A 16716-nucleotide genomic window follows, 5' to 3' on the forward strand; every position below is an offset into this window, starting at 1 on the left:
ACCCTGACCGAGATCGAAATGCTTCATTTTTCCCGTTGGAAAACAGTCTTCATCTGGCTGCTTGTGCTGGCAAGCGTCGTCATCGCCTCTCCAAACCTGTTTTCGGACAAACAGCTGGAGAGCATGCCTGCCTGGTACAAGAACAATAAGGTAACGCTCGGTCTCGACCTTCAGGGCGGTTCGCACATCATGCTCAAGATCGAGCGTTCCGACATCGTCAAGGAACGTCTCGAAACCATCGTGGGTGATGTGCGCACGCAGCTTCGCGATGCCAACATCCGCTATTCGGGCCTGACCGGCAACGGCCAGCAGATTCAGGTTCGCATCAGCGATCCCGCTCAATACGAAGCGGCCAAAACCGCACTTCGCGATCTGACGCTGCCGGTGTCCGCCGGAACGCTGGTCGGCGGTTCCATCACCGAAGTGACGATGAGCGACGGCGGCGACAATCTGCTGCGGCTCAACCTGACAGATGAAGGCGTCGATTACCGCCTGTCCTCGGCCGTTTCGCAGTCCATCGAAGTCGTGCGCCGCCGCGTTGACGAAGTCGGCACCACCGAGCCGCTCATCCAGCGTCAGGGCTCCGACCGCATCATCGTGCAGGTGCCGGGCCTTCAGGATCCGCAGCGCCTGAAATCGCTTCTCAACCAGACGGCAAAGCTGTCCTTCCGCATGGTCGACACGACGATGCCGGTGCAGGAAGCGATGAACGGCCGTCCGCCCGCAACGTCCGAGGTTCTCTATTCGCAGGACGACCCGCCGGTTCCCTATCTGGTGGAACGCCGCGCACTCGTTTCCGGCGACAATCTCGTCGACGCGCAGGCAAGCTTCAACCAGCAGACCAACGAACCTGTTGTCACCTTCCGCTTCGACAGCCGCGGCGCGCAGCGCTTTGCGCAGGCGACGCAGCAGAATGTCGGCAAGCCTTTCGCCATCGTGCTCGACAACCAGGTCATCTCCGCCCCTGTTATCCGCGAGCCGATCATCGGCGGTTCGGGACAGATTTCCGGCAGCTTCTCGGTTCAGGGCGCCAACGACCTCGCAGTGCTGTTGCGCGCAGGTGCGCTTCCGGCCACGCTGACCGTGGTTGAGGAACGCACCGTCGGCCCAAGCCTCGGTAACGACTCCATTACCGCCGGTCTGACGGCAAGCGTCATCGGCGCCGTCGGCGTCCTCATCTTCATGTTCGTCTTCTACGGCTTCTTCGGCCTGCTCGCGAACATTGCGCTCATCGTCAACGTCGTCATGCTGCTCGCTGTCCTCAGTGTGATAGGATCAACGCTGACCTTGCCAGGTATTGCCGGTATCGTTCTGACGATCGGTATGGCGGTGGATTCCAACGTTCTGATCTATGAGCGAATCCGCGAGGAGGTGAAGAGCGGCAAACCGCTGATCCAGTCGCTGGATAACGGCTTCACGCGAGCGTTTGCGACCATTATCGACGCCAACCTGACGACCCTGATCGTGGCAAGCGTGCTGTTTTACATGGGCACCGGTCCCGTCAAGGGCTTCGCCGTCACGCTTGCGGTCGGTATCATCACCACCGTCTTCACGGCCTATACGCTGACGGCATGGATGTTCGGCTACTGGGTTCGCCGCAGCCGTCCGAAACATCTGCCGAAGGGTGTTCGCACCGCCATGTTCGATGGCCGCGACATTCCGTTCATGCGCTACCGTCGCGTGGTGTTCATGATCACCGGCGTCATCATGCTCGCCTGTGTCGGCGGCTTCATCGGCAAGGGCCTGAACCTCGGCATCGACTTCCAGGGCGGCTCGGTCATCGAAGTGCGCGCCAAGCAGGGTGAAGCCGATCTCGCAGACATCCGCGAGCGTCTGAACCAGCTGAACCTCGGTGAAATCCAGGCGCAGAATTTCGGCACGCCGCAGGACGTTCTCATCCGCATTCAGGCGCAGGACGGTGGCGAAAATGCCGAGCAGTCTGCCATCACCCTGGTGCGCGGCGAACTGCAGGACAAGTATGATTTCCGTCGCGTGGAAGTGGTTGGCCCAGCCGTATCGGGTGACCTGACCGTCACGTCTACTATCGGCGTTCTGCTCGCCATGGCGGCGATCATGGTCTACATCTGGGTTCGCTTCGAGTGGCAGTTTGCGCTCGGCGCGGTCATCTCGATGGTGCACGACGTGGTCTTCACCATCGGCCTGTTCGTCTTCCTCGGGATAGAGTTCAACCTGACCAGTATCGCGGCGATCCTGACGATCATCGGTTATTCGCTGAACGACACCGTCGTCATCTATGACCGTATCCGCGAAAACCTCAGGCGTTATAAAAAGATGCCGTTGTCGATGATCATCGATGTGTCGCTGAACCAGACGCTGTCGCGTACGATCCTTACCGGTCTGACCGTGCTTCTGGCGCTTCTGTCGCTGTATCTCTTCGGTGGCGAAGTCATCCGCTCCTTCACCTTCGCCATGCTGTTCGGCGTCGGTATCGGTGTGTTCTCGTCGCTCTACATCGCCGCTCCGGTGCTGATCGCCTTCAAGCTGCGTCCCGATAACAAGGATGCGGAAGACGAGAAGGACGACAAGACCAACGCCATCGGCGGCAAGCCTGCCGTCTGATGGCCGGCGGGATCGAAATACGCCCGGCCCATTTTCCCGGCCGGGCGCCCATTGATGCCTATGGCAATGGCGGTTTCCGCTTTGCCGAAATGTCGCATCGCGGTTCGCTTCTGTGCCTGCCTTCGGGCATTCACGGCTGGAGCCCTGTCGATGTGAAGGAATTTACGCTTGCGCATTTCGACAAGGTTCTGGCCGATGCGCAGGATATCGAAGTGCTTTTGATCGGCACGGGCGATGGCATGCGGGTCTTGCCGAAGGAATTGCGCGAGGCCTTCAGGGCAGCGGGCATTTCGGTTGATCCGATGAGTACGGGTGCTGCCGTGCGCACCTATAACATCATGCTTTCGGAATCGCGCGCCGTGGCTGCTGCGCTGATTGCGGTCGAAGGCTGACAGGACGTTTCGCGCGGGGAACCATGGCACCCACAGAAAATCTCGACGTCTGCCTCGCGACGCTGCGCGACACTGATCGCGACCGCTATCTCGCCTGCCTTCTGTCACCGGCCGACAGGCGCGCCGCACTCGCAGCACTTTATGCGTTCAATGCCGAAATCGCCCGTATCCGTGATTCCGTGCGCGAGGCGCTGCCCGGTGAAGTGCGCATGCAATGGTGGCGTGACCTTCTGGAAGGTAATGCGCACGGCGACAGCCAGTCCCACCCGGTTGCCACGGCACTTTTGACCACGATCGAGCAATATCGCCTGCCGCGAACGGTGCTCTCCAATATGATCGAGGCGCGTATCTTCGATCTCTATGACGACCTGTTCGAGGATCGCAACGCCCTTGAAGGTTATGCCGGGGAGACCGCCTCGGCGCTGATTCAGCTTGCAAGCCTTGTGCTTTCACCGGAAGATGCGTCGGCCAGCGCGGAAGCGGCGGGACATGCGGGTGTGGCGCAGGCCATGGCCGGTATTCTGCTGCTGATGCCGCTGCACCGGCGTCGCGGGCAGGTCTATATTCCCGCCGACATGCTGGCGGCTGCCGGGCTCGATCGCGAGACGTTTCTCGAAGGTGACGACAAGCAGCGCATCGGCATCGCCATCGAGATTTTCGCAACGCATGCGCTGGATCATATCGAGAAGGCGAGACGCGCGAAGATTTCCAGGAATATCTTTGCGGCCTATCTTCCCGTCGCTTTGTCCGGTCCGGTCATCGCCGCGGCCAGAAAGGCGGGGGCAGGCGTGTTCGAAGGCGAAGTGCAACTGTCGCAGCTTCGTCGGCAATGGCTGCTGGCAAGAGCGTCTTTCCTCAAGCGTTTCTGATTCCCACGCGCGGTGTGGATGAATCTATGCCATTTTCGCGAAGCCACACTTCACGCAAGCCTCGGCCTTTATGACCCTGATCCGGGTTCGCATCGTTTCGATTCGCGAATCGTGATGTTTCGGTGCTGAGGGAGCGTCCCGGATGAGTATTGCGATCTGGATTATCGTTTTCGTGCTGCTTGCGGTCTTCGCTGTTTATGCCTGGCGCATGACGCGGGCGACGGATGAGGATAACAGCCACGATGTGGGGCAGGCGATCATGGATTTCGCCCGCGCTTTTCCCAATGAGGCGATCAGAAGCCTACATATGACGGTGGATGGTGGTGCTGCCTTCGTGCGGCTGCACGACAACAAGGCCGGCTTCATGCGCAATATGGGATCCCATTATGTGTGCCTGATGATCGATCCCGAGCGGATAAGGGTCGAAAGTCTGGAAAGCGGTGACGGTTTCGTTGTCACCTTTTTCGATACGCCGAAATATAGCGGCTCATATCGCTTCAAATCCGCCGGAGAGGCCGCCGAGGTTTCGCTGTGGCTGCTCGGCAGCCTCGTGGAGGCGCAGGACCATCACGACGAAGGGCCGCAGCCCTCGGGCGCCTGAAAGCGTTCTGGGCGTCATTGCCCGTCGAGCGGCGGGTTCGCTTGAGCCTGCACGCGTTCGCGCCAGATGATGAACAGGCCGGATGCGACGATGATGAGGATACCGAGCCATTTCGACGGCGTCGGGAAATCCGAAAACAGCGCGTAACCGAGAACCGTCGCCGAAATGATCTCGAAATACTGGAACGGTGCCAGCAGCGACAGCGGCGCCATCCTGAATGCCCTGACGATGAGCAGGTGCATGTAGCCGGATATCGATCCCAGCAAGATGAGCAGAAAAAGGGTAAAGCCGGATTGCGGAAGCGAGACGGCGAAATCCTTGTCGCCAAGCGCGTGACCGGCCAGCAGTGCCACGCCCATGAACACCGTGCCGGCAATGCCGGACATGGTCTGCATGACGAGCGGGCTGTCGGCATCGCCGATGGCGCGGTTCAGGAACAGATAGAGCGTATACAAAAATGCGCAGGCGACCGGCAGAAGCGATGTCCAGCCGAAGATTTCGAAACTCGGTTGAATGACGATCAGCGCACCGCCGAAACCCACCACAATCGCCATCCAGCGCTTCCAGCCGACTTTCTCCCCGAGGAAGAGGGCAGACATCATCGTCAGCATGAAGGGCTCGACGAAATAGATCGCAAAGACATCGGCGAGCGGCATGTATTTGACGGCGGCGAAGAACATCAGGCTGGCGGCTGCGTGCAGCACGCCACGCAGGCAGTTCATCCACGGCCGTTTAGCGCTGAACAGCGCTTTCGGCGACATCAGAAGCAGCAGGGGCAGGGTGCACAGAAGCTGGAAAAAGAAGCGGTAAAAGGTCACCTGCGCCGGCGACATCCCCCCGCTTACTGCCATGTATTTGGCAATGGCATCCATGATTGGCAGCACGAACATGCAGCCGGCCATGATGGTCATGCCCTTGGCGACATCGTTGAAACCGGTCTGGCTGGTCATGGATCGGGCTGCGCTTTCAACCAAAAGGTCCAACGAGGAAAAGGAGCGCCAGAAGGCGCCCCTCCTCGAAAGGTCAGGCGGCCTTCTGGCGCGGCAAGCTCTTCATATCAATGACAAAGCGATAACGCACATCGCTTTTTATCATGCGTTCATAAGCGTCATTGATCTGATCGATATTGATCATCTCGATTTCGGCGGCGATGCCCTTTTCAGCGCAGAAATCCAGCATCTCCTGGGTTTCCGGAATACCGCCGATCATCGAACCGGCAAAAGTCTTGCGGCCGGGGATGAGGCTGAACGCGTGCACCGATAGCGGCTTTTCAGGCGCTCCGACCTGCACCAGCGCACCATCCCGCTTCAGCAGCGCAAGATAGGCGTTGATGTCGTGGTCGGCGGCAACCGCATCGATGATGAGATCGAGGCTGGAAGCGGCCTTGTTCATCTGCTCGGGGTCGCGCGAGATGATCACCTCATGGGCGCCGAGCTTTTTCGCATCTTCCGCCTTGCCGGGTGACGTCGTGATCATCACCACGGTTGCACCCATAGCATTGGCGATCTTGACTGCCATATGGCCGAGGCCGCCGAGACCGACGACACCGACACGCTTGCCGGGACCAGCGTTCCAGTGCCGCAGCGGCGAATAGGTGGTTATGCCGGCGCAGAGCAGCGGTGCTGCGGCGGCGGGATCCAGCCCTTCGGGAATATTGAGTACATAGCGGTCATCGACGACCACATGGGCGGAATAACCGCCAAGCGTATGCGCGCCGCCGCCCATCGCCTTATCCGGCGAGTTATAGGTGCCGGTCATGCCGTTTTCGCAATATTGCTCCAGCCCTTCGGCGCAGCTTGCGCACTCACGGCAACTGTCGACGATACAGCCGACGCCGACGCGGTCACCCGCCTTGAACTTGGTAACCTGCGCACCCACCCGGCCGACGCGGCCGATGATTTCATGGCCGGGAACGCAGGGGTAGAGGGATCCCGGCCATTCGCTGCGGGCCGTATGAATATCGGAATGGCAGACGCCACAGAATTCGATGTCGATTTCGACATCGCGCGGGCCGGGATCGCGACGCTTGATGGTCGCGAGCTTCATCGGTGAAGAACCGTCATCGCAGGCATAGGCTGACGTTGTGAACATGGTCGTTCCTCCTCTTATGGTGATCGATGTTGGAAACACCTGATAGCGGCAAAGGTTGCGGCGGGTTCAGCCGCCGGAGCCGGCTTCGGGCACTGCCGGGCCGAAAACCTCCTCGAAGGCCTCACTCAGCAGAACGTCGACGTCGCCGATCATAACCGGCAATCCGAGATCGACAAGGCTGGTGACACCATAGGCGCTGATGCCACAGGGAACGATGCCGGAAAAATGCGTGAGGTCTGGATCGACATTGATCGACAGCCCGTGGAAGCTTACCCATTTGCGCAGGCGGATGCCGAGGGCGGCGATCTTGTCCTCGGCCATGCCTCCACCGGGAAGCAGCGGTTTTTCCGGACGCCTGACCCAGACGCCGACCCGGTCCTCGCGCCGCTCGCCACGGACATTCATCTTGTCGAGCGTGCGGATGATGACGTTTTCTAGCGCTGCCACATAGGCGCGGACATCCTGCCGCCGCCGCTTCAGGTCGAGCATGACGTAAACGACGCGCTGTCCCGGCCCGTGATAGGTATATTCACCGCCGCGACCCGTGGCGAAGACCGGGAAACGATCCGGCTCTATGAGGTCGACAGCGTCGGCGCTGGTGCCTGCGGTATAGAGAGGCGGGTGTTCCAGAAGCCAGACGAGTTCATCGGCCTCACCGTTGGCGATGGCGGCAACTTCTCGTTCCATCTCCTCTATCGCCTGTTCGTAAGGCACGAGACCTTCCGAGATTCGCCAGCGAACGGGCGGCGAGCCGGCGACCGGCAACATATTTGTCTCGATATCCGTGCGTGTGAGCATGAAAAAGTCCTTTCCACAGCCTTCTCGCAAAATGACGACAAGGCCGCAACCCCAGCATTTCCGGGCTTCCTGCATATAGGGTGGGCCGGGGCGATTTTTAATTTCAAAAAACTGTCACGACGCTCTTGTGCACCGAAAATCCTTTTGCTACATGCACCCCCGTCGGCGCAAGTCGACGCCTACCACGATGCGGTCGTGGCGGAATTGGTAGACGCGCAGCGTTGAGGTCGCTGTGGGGCAACCCGTGGAAGTTCGAGTCTTCTCGACCGCACCAAAAGAAACCCGCTTCGGCGGGTTTTTTCTTTTTCTGCCAATGGTTTGGCTTTGCTTTCCCCCAAAAAAGAAGAAACCTTTGACGCCGGTGAAATCCGTCATTCGTTTTTGACGACCTGAAGCGCGTCCGGTTTAAACAAAACCGTTGGACGCGCTCCCTATCTTTAGTTTCACGCATTTTCAGGACGTGAAACCTTCACGCACTTTTACTGGAATTGCCCTAGCGGCGAATAATGTTCGAAGCCGTGCCGTTTTCCTGATGATTGCCGTCACCGACCCGATAGGGGTCGCCATCCATGACCTGATCCATCCGCCATCCGTTCCCGCGATAAGGGCTTTCCCACGTCTGGCACCCGGCGAGAAAGACAGTTGCCGACAGCAATCCAAAAGTAAGAGCGGTTCGCAGCATATTAGCCTCCTTCGAAATTTCCTTACAAAGTCATGTAGGTGCAAGCGGTTGGCTTTGCGACGGCTTCCTGGAATTTATCGTGTTTTCGAGACCGGTATCCGGATCGGGCGTCAATAAATTTCGGTGGATATCGATGCACGTTGTAGTAGCCGGTTAAATACCCCCTTAAAACAAGGGGTGGAATATTAGAGGTCTGATGTTAGCGTTTATCAGGAAAAATTGTCTGGAGGTTTTCGTGATGGGGGAGAAAACGGATTCAGACAATGCGCTCGGCTATTATATGTGGAGCATTTCCGACAACAGGCTGATCATGGATGCCATCACCGCGGAATGTCATGGATTTTCCGAAGCGGTCGCATCGCGCGGTGTGACGATCGAGGATATTCTCGAAAGAATCGATGTTGAAATGCGCGACCAGGTGGCGCAGGCGATTTTCGAAAGCATCACCACTGGCGTGTTCTTCGACCAGCGCTACAAGGTCAATCTGCCTGACGGTTCGAGCCGCTGGATCGTGGCGAAGGGCAGGGCGATCTTCGATGCCGACAATACGCCGTTTCTCGGTCTCGGCAGCGTTCGTGATATCACCCTTAAAAAAACCTACCAGTTCGAGCCGCACCAGTAATCTTCGGGGCTTTGAAAACTGCACACAAAAAAGAGGCGGCTTTCGCCGCCTTTTTTTGTTCGCGCATTGCCGGGACATCAGAAGACGGCGAGATATTTCAGCAGCGAAATAATGCCGATGATGATGACGATGATCTGCGCGATCTGTTTCGCGCCGCCGCCCACGGGCAGTCGTGCGATGAGCCACAAGACGAGCACGATCACCAGGAAGGTGATCAGAATGCTGACGAGCGTAGATGTAACCATATGTCCCAGCTCCCTTTTCAATCAATTCTCAACGGTCGTTCACCGTTGCGTGAGTAAAAGCGCGAGGCTAGTTTTGGTTCCATGCGGTGAAATCAAGAGATGGGACAGGACGTGAAACAGCTCAGGATTAAAAAGCGACCCACGGGAGCCGTCGTTATGCTTGGGCGTCTCGGACGCCCGGATGTCATGACTGCGACCGGTGGCGCGCTGACGGTGGTGACAGGGGCCTCAGAACCGGGTTTTAATCCCATCGACCTTCTTTATTCGTCGCTTGCCGCCTGTCTGGCGCTCAGCGCCCGGATTGCGGCGAGCCGCATGGGTCTGCTCGATCGGTTCGAAAAGGTCACGGTGGATGTCTCCGGCGAAAAGGCGGATGAAGAGCCGTCACGGATCGTTCGTTTTGATATACGGATCGAGATAGAAGGGGATTTCGACGAGGCGACCCGCACGGCGATTGCGCATATGGCCGAGGATATCTGCACCGTCAGCAACACGCTGAAGGGCGACGCGGAGTTCACGCTGTCGATTACCGGCTGATCATCACGGTTTTCGGGATTTTTCCCATTTTTTTGCCAGCCGGTCGCGTTTCAGCTTCGAGATGCGCTTCAGCCAGAAGACGCCGTCCAGCTGATCGATCTCGTGCTGGATGCAGATGGCGTGAAATCCCTCGGCGCTCTGCCGATGTTCCATGCCTGAGACGTCCTGAAACCTGACCTCGATCTCGGACGGCCTTTCCACCTCTTCGGTGAAGCCCGGCATTGAGACGCTGCCTTCCACATGCCGCATGGTTTGCGCGGATTGGCCGAGAATTTCGGGATTGATGTAGGTGAGCACGGTTCCCGGTGTCAGCTCAAGCACGAAAACGCGCTGTTTTACGCCGATATGGGCCGCGGTGATGCCGACGCCGGGGGCGGCACGCATTGTGTCGATCAAATCCGTGACCAGCGTTTGCAGGTGGTCGTCAAAATCGGTCACCGGCGCGCAGATCTCGGAGAGACCGGCATGGGGGTAGGGCAGGATCGGCCTGATTGCCAAGGAAATGCTCCGTTCGTTTCAAATCCGGGAGGGCGGCGTGACAAGTGCTTGCCCCTCCGCCGTCGCCTCCAGAAAGCTGCGCTGGGTGCGGACATCACGTTTCGTCACCCGCACGAAACGCGGCGACAGGGCCGAGATTTCGCGCAGGACGAGCGCGTGCGCAAGCCCCAGCCGGTTCGCGATGCTGCGGCTGTCGGTGGCGATATCCAGCTGGATTGCCAGCACGATAGCCGCGCCCGTGGCGTTAAGCGCCTGCGAGGACCCTTGCACGATTTGCTCCACTGCCGCCATGAAGGAAGCTGCGGATTGCTCCTCATCCATCAAGGCGCATCCGGACGCAGACGGAAGGAGACGAGCACCGATTTCGATGTCGGCGTGAAGCTGTCTTCGCCGTAACTCGTCAGCGGCACCAGCACGTTCAGTTCCGGATAATAGCCGCCGACGCTGCCACGCGGAATATTGTAGGGAACCAGCCGGAAGTTCTCGGCAATGCGCTCCACGCCGTCACCAAATTCCCCGATGACATCGACGCGCTGGCGGGAATGGGCGCCGAGCGCCTCCATATCCGCAGGGTTCATGAAGATGACCTGACGCTCGCCATAGACGCCGCGATAACGGTCGTCCATGCCGTAGATCGTGGTGTTGTACTGATCGTGGCTGCGGAATGTCTGCAGCACAAAAAGGTCGTTGCGGCTGAGCGCCTGCTGGTGCTCGGTCTGTTCGGGCAGCGGGCCGCTATAGAAAGTGGCCTTTTTCGCCGGCGTGTTCCATTCCCGTTCGGCCGCGGCATTACGCAGGTGAAAACCGCGCGGCACACGGACGCGCTCGTTGAAATTGTCGAAACCGGGGATGACCCGCTCGATCATGTCGCGGATGAGATCGTAATCATCGGCAAGCGCCTTCCAGTCGACATGAACATTGCCGAGCGTCGCTTGCGCGATGCCGGCAACGATGGCGACTTCAGAGCGCAGTTCGTCCGAGGCAGGCGGGTTGATGCCGCCGGAACCATGCACCATGCTCATGGAATCCTCGACCGTGACGATCTGTGGCTTTCCCGCCGAATTGCGGTCGATCTCCGTGCGTCCCAGGCAGGGCAGCACGAAGGAGGTTTCGCCCGGCACCAGATGCGAATGGTTGAGTTTGGTGGCGATATTGACCGTCAGTTTCTGCTTTTCAAAAGCCTTGACGATCAGCGGGCTGTCGGGCGTCGCCCGCAGGAAGTTGCCGCCGAGCGCAATGAAAGTCTGCGCCTTGCCATCCAGCATGGCGGCAACGGCCTCGACAGTGTTGTGGCCGGGCTTGCGCGGCATGGAAACGCCGAGTTCCTTTTCCAGCGCATCGAGAAGGGCAGGCGGTGCTTTCTCGTCAATACCGACGGTGCGGTCACCCTGCACGTTGGAATGGCCGCGCACCGGGCAAAGACCGGCACCGGGACGGCCGATATTGCCGCGCAGCAGCATGAAATTGGTGATCTCGCGGACGATGACGACCGAGTGGCGGTGCTGCGTGACGCCCATTGCCCATGTGGTGATGACCGAGCCGGCATTCATGTAGATAAGGGCCGCTTCCTCGATTTCCGCGCGGGTCAGGCCGGACTGGTCGAGGATGGTTTCCCACGTCGTTGCCTCGACGGCGGCGCGGTAGGCTTCGAACTCCACGGCATGTTCGGCGATGAAATCGTAATCGATGATGGCGGGTTCTCCAGCCTTCCTTGCTGCATCGTCAGCGGCGAAGATCGCCTTGCTCATGCCGCGCACCGCAGCCATGTCGCCGCCCTGTCGCGGCTGGTAATAATTGGTGGCGATCTTGGTGTTGCCGCCGGTGATCATCCCGATCTTGTCCTGCGGGTCGGCGAAACGTTCCAGACCCTTTTCACGGATCGGGTTGAAGACGGCAATCTTCGCGCCACGAAGGGCGGCGCGGCGCAGGTCGCCCAGCATGCGCGGGTGGTTGGTGCCGGGGTTCTGGCCGATTACGAAAATCGCGTCCGCCTGTTCGAAATCCTCGAGCAGCACCGTGCCTTTGCCGACGCCGATCGACGCTTTGAGACCGACGCCGCTCGCCTCGTGGCACATGTTGGAGCAATCGGGGAAATTGTTTGTGCCGTAAAGCCGCACCATCAATTGATAGATGAAGGCCGCCTCGTTGGAGGCACGGCCGGATGTGTAGAATTCCGCCCTATCCGGGCTGTCGAGGCTTTTGAGGACCTCACCGATTTCGGCAAAGGCATCGTCCCAGGACACCGGCAGATATTTATCGGTTGCCCGGTCGTATCGCACCGGGTGGGTGAGGCGGCCCTGTTTTTCCAGTTCATAGTCAGACCAGCCGCGCAGTTCTGAGACGGTGCGGGTGGCGAAAAAATCGGGCGGCACCCGGGCTTCCGTCGCTTCCCACGCGACCGCCTTGACGCCGTTTTCGCAAAATTCGAACGAGGAGCCGTGTTCGGGATCGCCCCATGCGCAACCCGGGCAGTCGAATCCATCCGGCTGGTTTGCCTTCAATAGCGCCCGTGCACCGGAAATCGGCGCACCTGACTCCATCAGCCGTTTGCCAACGCTTTTAAGCGCGCCCCAGCCACCTGCGGCGGCGGATGCCTTGCCGATGAAATCCGTCTTGCTCATTGTCGTGATTGTCCTGAAATTTTTCTGATCGACCGCAGGGTGGATACCGTTTTGCGGTGGCCGATCATATATAAAAAAAGCTCTTTCAGAATCGTCTATGGGCGACATATGTCAATCTCTATCTTCCCGGTCCTTACGGAACGGCAACGGCTTCATGGACGTTGTGTGAATTGAGGCACCGTGCCCGCTGACGCATGATCATTGAGTGCTGCGCTCTTCAGTCATGGTCTCGCAAAGGGGCGGTTCATGACATTTCCGTCGCAGTTCCGGAGCCTGTTGTTTTTCGCCTATCCGGTTGTTGACAATATACTTTTTAACGCCATTCTGCCTGCAAATTCGTGCACTGCGGCATTTAGAGAAGGGGACGCCAGATGACAGACCGTGACGACGATCTTCTCGCGCCCGAAGAGATGAAACCGACAGAGGCACCATCCGATATCTATGCCGAGGACGGCTCCGTCCGCTCGGATTTTCTGGCGATGGTGGGGGCGGCGATTGCCGACCGCGATCTGCTTTTCCTGCGCAAGAACGTGGCGCGGCTGCATGAGTCGGAACTCGGCGACGTACTCGAATCCATCATGCCGGAACAACGCCATGCACTCGTGCGGCTGTTGGGTTCCGATTTCGACATGACGGCGCTGACCGAGGTGGATGAGGGCATCCGTCTCGATATCGTTGACCAGATGTCGAACGAGCAGATCGCCGCCGGTATCGGCGAGCTGGATTCGGACGACGCGGTCTATATTCTCGAAGACCTCGACGACGAGGATCGCGAGGACATCCTCTCGCAATTGCCGTTCACCGAACGGGTGCGGCTGATGCGGGCGCTGGATTATCCGGAAAGTTCCGCCGGCCGCCGCATGCAGACGGAATTCGTCGCCGTGCCGCCGTTCTGGACCGTGGGGCAGACCATCGATTATCTGCGCGAAGAAGAGGAATTGCCTGACTCCTTCACACAGATCTTCGTCATCGACCCCACCTTCAAGCTGGTCGGGGCGCTTGATCTCGACAGGGTGCTGCGCGCCAAGCGTCAGGTGAAGATCGAAACGATCATGCACGAGACCAACCACTCCATTCCGGCCGAAATGGACCAGGAAGAAGCGGCGCAGCTTTTCGAGCAATACGACCTTCTGTCCGCCGCCGTAGTCGACAATAACGGCCGGCTGGTCGGCGTGCTTACCATCGATGACGTGGTCGACGTCATTCAGGAAGAAGCCGAAGAGGATTTGCTGCGCCTTGGCGGCGTGGGCGACGAGGAATTGTCTGACAGCATCGCCAGCACTTCGCGTTCGCGCGTGCCGTGGCTTGCCGTCAACCTCCTTACCGCCTTCCTGTCCGCCTCCGTCATCAGCCTGTTCGACGCGACGATCCAGCAGATCATTGCGCTGGCGATCCTGATGCCGACGGTTGCCGGCATGGGCGGCAATGCCGGATCGCAGACCATGACCGTGTCCGTTCGGGCACTTGCCACCAAAAGCCTCGATATTCACAACGCCGCCCGCATTATCAGGCGCGAAGCGGGTGTCGGCATCCTGAATGGCCTGCTGTTCGGCTGTGCCATCGGCATTGTCGCCGGCGTGTGGTTTCAGGATATCCATATTGGCGGCATCATCGCGACAGCCATGTGTCTCAACATGCTGGCGGCAGCGCTGGCAGGCATTCTCATTCCGCTGGTTCTCGACAGGTTCGGGGCGGACCCAGCCGTCTCCTCTGCCGTCTTCGTGACGGCGGTGACAGACATTGTCGGATTTTTTGCCTTTCTGGGCATCGCCACCTGGTGGTACGGTATTTCCGGATAGGCCGAAGAGGCGAAAATGATGGGCAAAAATTGACTTTTACGTGAAGGTCAAATAATAATTGTCCGGTTATGAATCGGATAGGCCCTTGGACAAGTATTATAGCATAACCGAACTGACACGCGAATTCGGTGTTTCCACCCGCACCTTGCGATTTTACGAGGATGAGGGCCTCATTCACCCTGAGCGACGCGGGCGCACGAGGCTTTTCAGGTCTGCGGACCGGCGTCTCATTCAGGAAATCCTGCGTGGCCGTCGTATCGGTTTCACGATCGCGGAAATTCGCGAGATTATTCACGTCTACAAGGAGCCGCCGGGCGATCGGGCCAGCTTGTGCTTCTGATGAAGAAGGTCGATGAAAAGCGCGCCGATCTCCGGCAAAAGCGCAAGGACATCGAAGAGACGCTGGCCGAACTCGACAATGTCGAGGAAGCTTGCCTCACGCGGCTTGCCGAAATCGGCGTCGGGACCTGATCAAGGGGTCCCGCTATTGCGCTTGACGTGACGGCTTTCAGATTGCCTGCGGAAGGTGAAACCTTTCCATCCGTCATCCTCGGGCTTGTCCCGAGGATGACGCCGAGTGTGGGGCGGTAACGCTCCATTTACGTCGGCCAGTCTAACAGACCAAAAGCGCTACTGCGCCTCAACCGTGCACTGCTGCGCCACATCGCTTACCTTCGTCTGCTGCTCGGTGTTGAGTTTGCCTTCCATCATGATGTCGAACAGGCTTTCCGCCTGCAGCTTTTCCAGCGTGCAGCCGCAGAAGCGCTGGCATAATTCCACACCGTTCGCCTGTTCGACACAGCTTTTCTCGCAGCTCGATTTGTAAAGCTCGACCTGATCGACAGGCGGAGGCGGCGCAACGAGCGACACGGCATAGACGAGGCCAATCAGGGCCGGCTGATGGATGAGGTAAAAGGCAAGGCTGTGACGGCCCGCACTTGCTATCAGATTGCGGGGTGAGCTTGGGCTTCGAAAACGGTCCAGCCAATTGCGCGGCGTAACGAATTGCGAAACAGCAAGCCCGGCGAGGAACGGCGCAAGCCAGGGCAGGAGCGGCACATAATCGTTTGAGCGCGGCGGCATGGTGGAAAATCCAACCCAGGCCAGCCACTTGCTGTTGAACAGATCGGACTGGACATAGTGCGGCAGCGCAAAGGCAAGTGCTGCGAAAAGCAGCGTCACCAGCGCAGGTGCGCGCAGGAACAACAGTCCGACGAGGCTTGCGGCGGCGATATTGTGCAGGATGCCGAAAAAGATGAAGCTGTCCGGAAAGGCGAAATAGGTGGCGACGGTAATGAGCAGCGCCGAACCCGCCACCATTGCAAAACGCTTGCCGAAGGACGGCCAGTTTATGGCTTTGCCATGGGCGAGAAACAGGCTGAAACCGGCCAGGAACAGGAACGAGCTTGCAATGGCGCGCGCATAGAGTTTCCACAGGCCAGTGGTCGCCGTACCGGGATCGAGATAGCCGAAATATTCCAGATTCCACGTGAAGTGGTAGGACGCCATGGCGATGAGGGCGAGCCCGCGCAGTGTATCGAGACCGCCTATGCGGCCTTTGCGGCGGGTATCGGTTGCGGTTGTGATTGTTTCCATAATTCCCGCTGTTTCAGCTGTCTGGAGCCGTTGTCCGTTCAGGGCTTGGCCCGTGAAGTGCGGCTATTTCAAGGCCCGGTCCTGTCCATGATGGCGCGGCGGGCTTCGGAAAAAAACTGACGGCGCAACAGCGCCACGATGATGATGACGGTGCTGGCGATGAAGACATAGGGGCTGATGAACCAGCCGAGATAGCCGATCGACAGAAAGATCGTCCGCAGGCCGTCGTTGAAGTTCTTAGCAGCGATGATGTTCATCTTTATGACGTTTTCGGCGGCGCGCTCGGCGGCTTCGCGATCCGCATTGACGTCGTGGACCATGGGGATGGCGCCGAACAGGATCGTGCAATAGTTGAACAACCGGTAGGACCAGCCGAACTTGAAGAACGAATAGCCGAACAGACAGGTGAGCCCCATGACCTTCAGTTCGAAGGCCGTGCGTCCGGCATAATGTACGAAGGGCAGGTCGCGAAAGACCGATTCTACCCGATCGGTCGCCCCCAGCAGCGCAAAACAGCCGCCGATGGCGAAGATCGAGGTGGATGCGAAAAAGGCCGTACCGTTCTGCAAGCCCGCCATGATCTGGGTGTCGATCATCTTCAGGTCGCGTTTGAGCGAATTGTAAATCCAGTCGCGACGACGCTCCGCCATGGCCTGATTGAGGCTGGTTCTCGAAAACAGCGTCGTTCCCGTCGTGAGGTAGGTATAGGTAGCCCATAACACGATAAAAACGACGATCGATACGTAGTCCATGACGGTCATCACGGGCAGGTCACCTTGCTGTTT

Annotated in this window: 16 protein-coding genes, 1 tRNA gene and 1 pseudogene; 9 read left to right on the top strand and 9 right to left on the bottom strand. The window is 58.8% G+C overall.

From position 1 onward, the window contains the following. Positions 1-18: 18 nt before the first annotated feature. From secDF to RBH10_RS15020, 4 genes are all read left to right on the top strand, one after another. Positions 19-2580: a protein translocase subunit SecDF gene (gene secDF / locus RBH10_RS15005; protein WP_045016357.1), complete on the top strand. Its 2562-nt coding sequence runs from the start codon at positions 19-21 to the stop codon at positions 2578-2580. After that, a complete protein-coding gene (locus RBH10_RS15010; RefSeq protein ID WP_281036677.1) occupies positions 2580-2972 on the top strand; it encodes an Mth938-like domain-containing protein in 393 nt (130 codons plus the stop codon). The genes secDF and RBH10_RS15010 overlap by 1 nt, the downstream gene beginning before the upstream one ends. Positions 2973-2995: 23 nt before the next feature. Continuing rightward, complete coding sequence (locus RBH10_RS15015) at positions 2996-3841, top strand: phytoene/squalene synthase family protein (RefSeq protein ID WP_045016352.1); 846 nt, start codon at positions 2996-2998, stop codon at positions 3839-3841. Between the two features lie 142 nt (positions 3842-3983). Then, a complete protein-coding gene (locus RBH10_RS15020) occupies positions 3984-4442 on the top strand; it encodes a hypothetical protein (protein WP_281036676.1) in 459 nt (152 codons plus the stop codon). A 14-nt stretch (positions 4443-4456) separates the two neighbouring features. Here the strand turns inward: RBH10_RS15020 and RBH10_RS15025 are convergent, their stop codons facing one another. The 3 genes from RBH10_RS15025 to lipB form a co-directional block, all read right to left on the bottom strand. Next, complete coding sequence (locus RBH10_RS15025; protein ID WP_281036675.1) at positions 4457-5392, bottom strand: DMT family transporter; 936 nt, start codon at positions 5390-5392, stop codon at positions 4457-4459. A gap of 73 nt (positions 5393-5465) precedes the next feature. Next, entirely contained in the window at positions 5466-6533 is a 1068-nt protein-coding gene (locus RBH10_RS15030; RefSeq protein ID WP_281036674.1) for an NAD(P)-dependent alcohol dehydrogenase, read from the bottom strand. A 66-nt stretch (positions 6534-6599) separates the two neighbouring features. Further along, on the bottom strand, positions 6600-7331 hold the full coding sequence (gene lipB / locus RBH10_RS15035; protein WP_281036673.1) for a lipoyl(octanoyl) transferase LipB: 732 nt from the start codon (positions 7329-7331) through the stop codon (positions 6600-6602). A 189-nt stretch (positions 7332-7520) separates the two neighbouring features. Here lipB and RBH10_RS15040 point away from each other — a divergent pair. Both RBH10_RS15040 and RBH10_RS15045 read left to right on the top strand, forming a co-directional pair. After that, positions 7521-7605 (top strand) — tRNA-Leu (locus RBH10_RS15040). Positions 7606-8209: 604 nt separating this feature from the next. Continuing rightward, positions 8210-8635, top strand: coding sequence for a PAS domain-containing protein (locus RBH10_RS15045; protein WP_306180685.1), 426 nt, complete (start codon positions 8210-8212; stop codon positions 8633-8635). 77 nt (positions 8636-8712) lie between these two features. Here RBH10_RS15045 and RBH10_RS15050 read toward each other — a convergent pair whose 3' ends face one another. Next, a complete protein-coding gene (locus RBH10_RS15050) occupies positions 8713-8880 on the bottom strand; it encodes a Thivi_2564 family membrane protein (RefSeq protein WP_003495928.1) in 168 nt (55 codons plus the stop codon). Between the two features lie 111 nt (positions 8881-8991). Here RBH10_RS15050 and RBH10_RS15055 point away from each other — a divergent pair, with 111 nt between their 5' ends. Next, a complete protein-coding gene (locus tag RBH10_RS15055) occupies positions 8992-9417 on the top strand; it encodes an OsmC family protein (protein ID WP_281036671.1) in 426 nt (141 codons plus the stop codon). Positions 9418-9420: 3 nt separating this feature from the next. Here the strand turns inward: RBH10_RS15055 and RBH10_RS15060 are convergent, their stop codons facing one another. The 3 genes from RBH10_RS15060 to RBH10_RS15070 are packed head-to-tail and all read right to left on the bottom strand — an operon-like array spanning position 9421 to position 12536. Then, on the bottom strand, positions 9421-9915 hold the full coding sequence (locus RBH10_RS15060; protein ID WP_281036670.1) for a peptide deformylase: 495 nt from the start codon (positions 9913-9915) through the stop codon (positions 9421-9423). Positions 9916-9933: 18 nt separating this feature from the next. Next, a complete protein-coding gene (locus RBH10_RS15065) occupies positions 9934-10236 on the bottom strand; it encodes a hypothetical protein (RefSeq protein ID WP_281036669.1) in 303 nt (100 codons plus the stop codon). Then, positions 10236-12536 carry an FdhF/YdeP family oxidoreductase gene (locus tag RBH10_RS15070; protein ID WP_281036668.1) on the bottom strand — a complete coding sequence of 767 codons (2301 nt, stop codon included), beginning with the start codon at positions 12534-12536 and terminating at the stop codon, positions 10236-10238. Before RBH10_RS15070 ends, RBH10_RS15065 begins: the two co-directional genes overlap by 1 nt. A gap of 371 nt (positions 12537-12907) precedes the next feature. On the opposite strand from RBH10_RS15070, the gene mgtE reads away from it, so the two are divergent. Beyond that, entirely contained in the window at positions 12908-14335 is a 1428-nt protein-coding gene (mgtE, locus tag RBH10_RS15075) for a magnesium transporter (RefSeq protein ID WP_045016334.1), read from the top strand. Between the two features lie 85 nt (positions 14336-14420). After that, positions 14421-14806, top strand: a pseudogene (locus tag RBH10_RS15080) (MerR family DNA-binding transcriptional regulator). A 159-nt stretch (positions 14807-14965) separates the two neighbouring features. Here the strand turns inward: RBH10_RS15080 and RBH10_RS15085 are convergent. Together RBH10_RS15085 and RBH10_RS15090 are read right to left on the bottom strand one after the other, a co-directional pair. Beyond that, entirely contained in the window at positions 14966-15931 is a 966-nt protein-coding gene (locus RBH10_RS15085; RefSeq protein ID WP_281036667.1) for a heparan-alpha-glucosaminide N-acetyltransferase, read from the bottom strand. Positions 15932-15999: 68 nt separating this feature from the next. Then, positions 16000-16692: a DUF599 domain-containing protein gene (locus RBH10_RS15090; RefSeq protein WP_281037373.1), complete on the bottom strand. Its 693-nt coding sequence runs from the start codon at positions 16690-16692 to the stop codon at positions 16000-16002. Positions 16693-16716 lie beyond the last annotated feature (24 nt).

The organism is Rhizobium sp. AN73 (assembly GCF_030757975.1).
In the GTDB taxonomy this organism is placed as follows: domain Bacteria; phylum Pseudomonadota; class Alphaproteobacteria; order Rhizobiales; family Rhizobiaceae; genus Agrobacterium; species Agrobacterium arsenijevicii.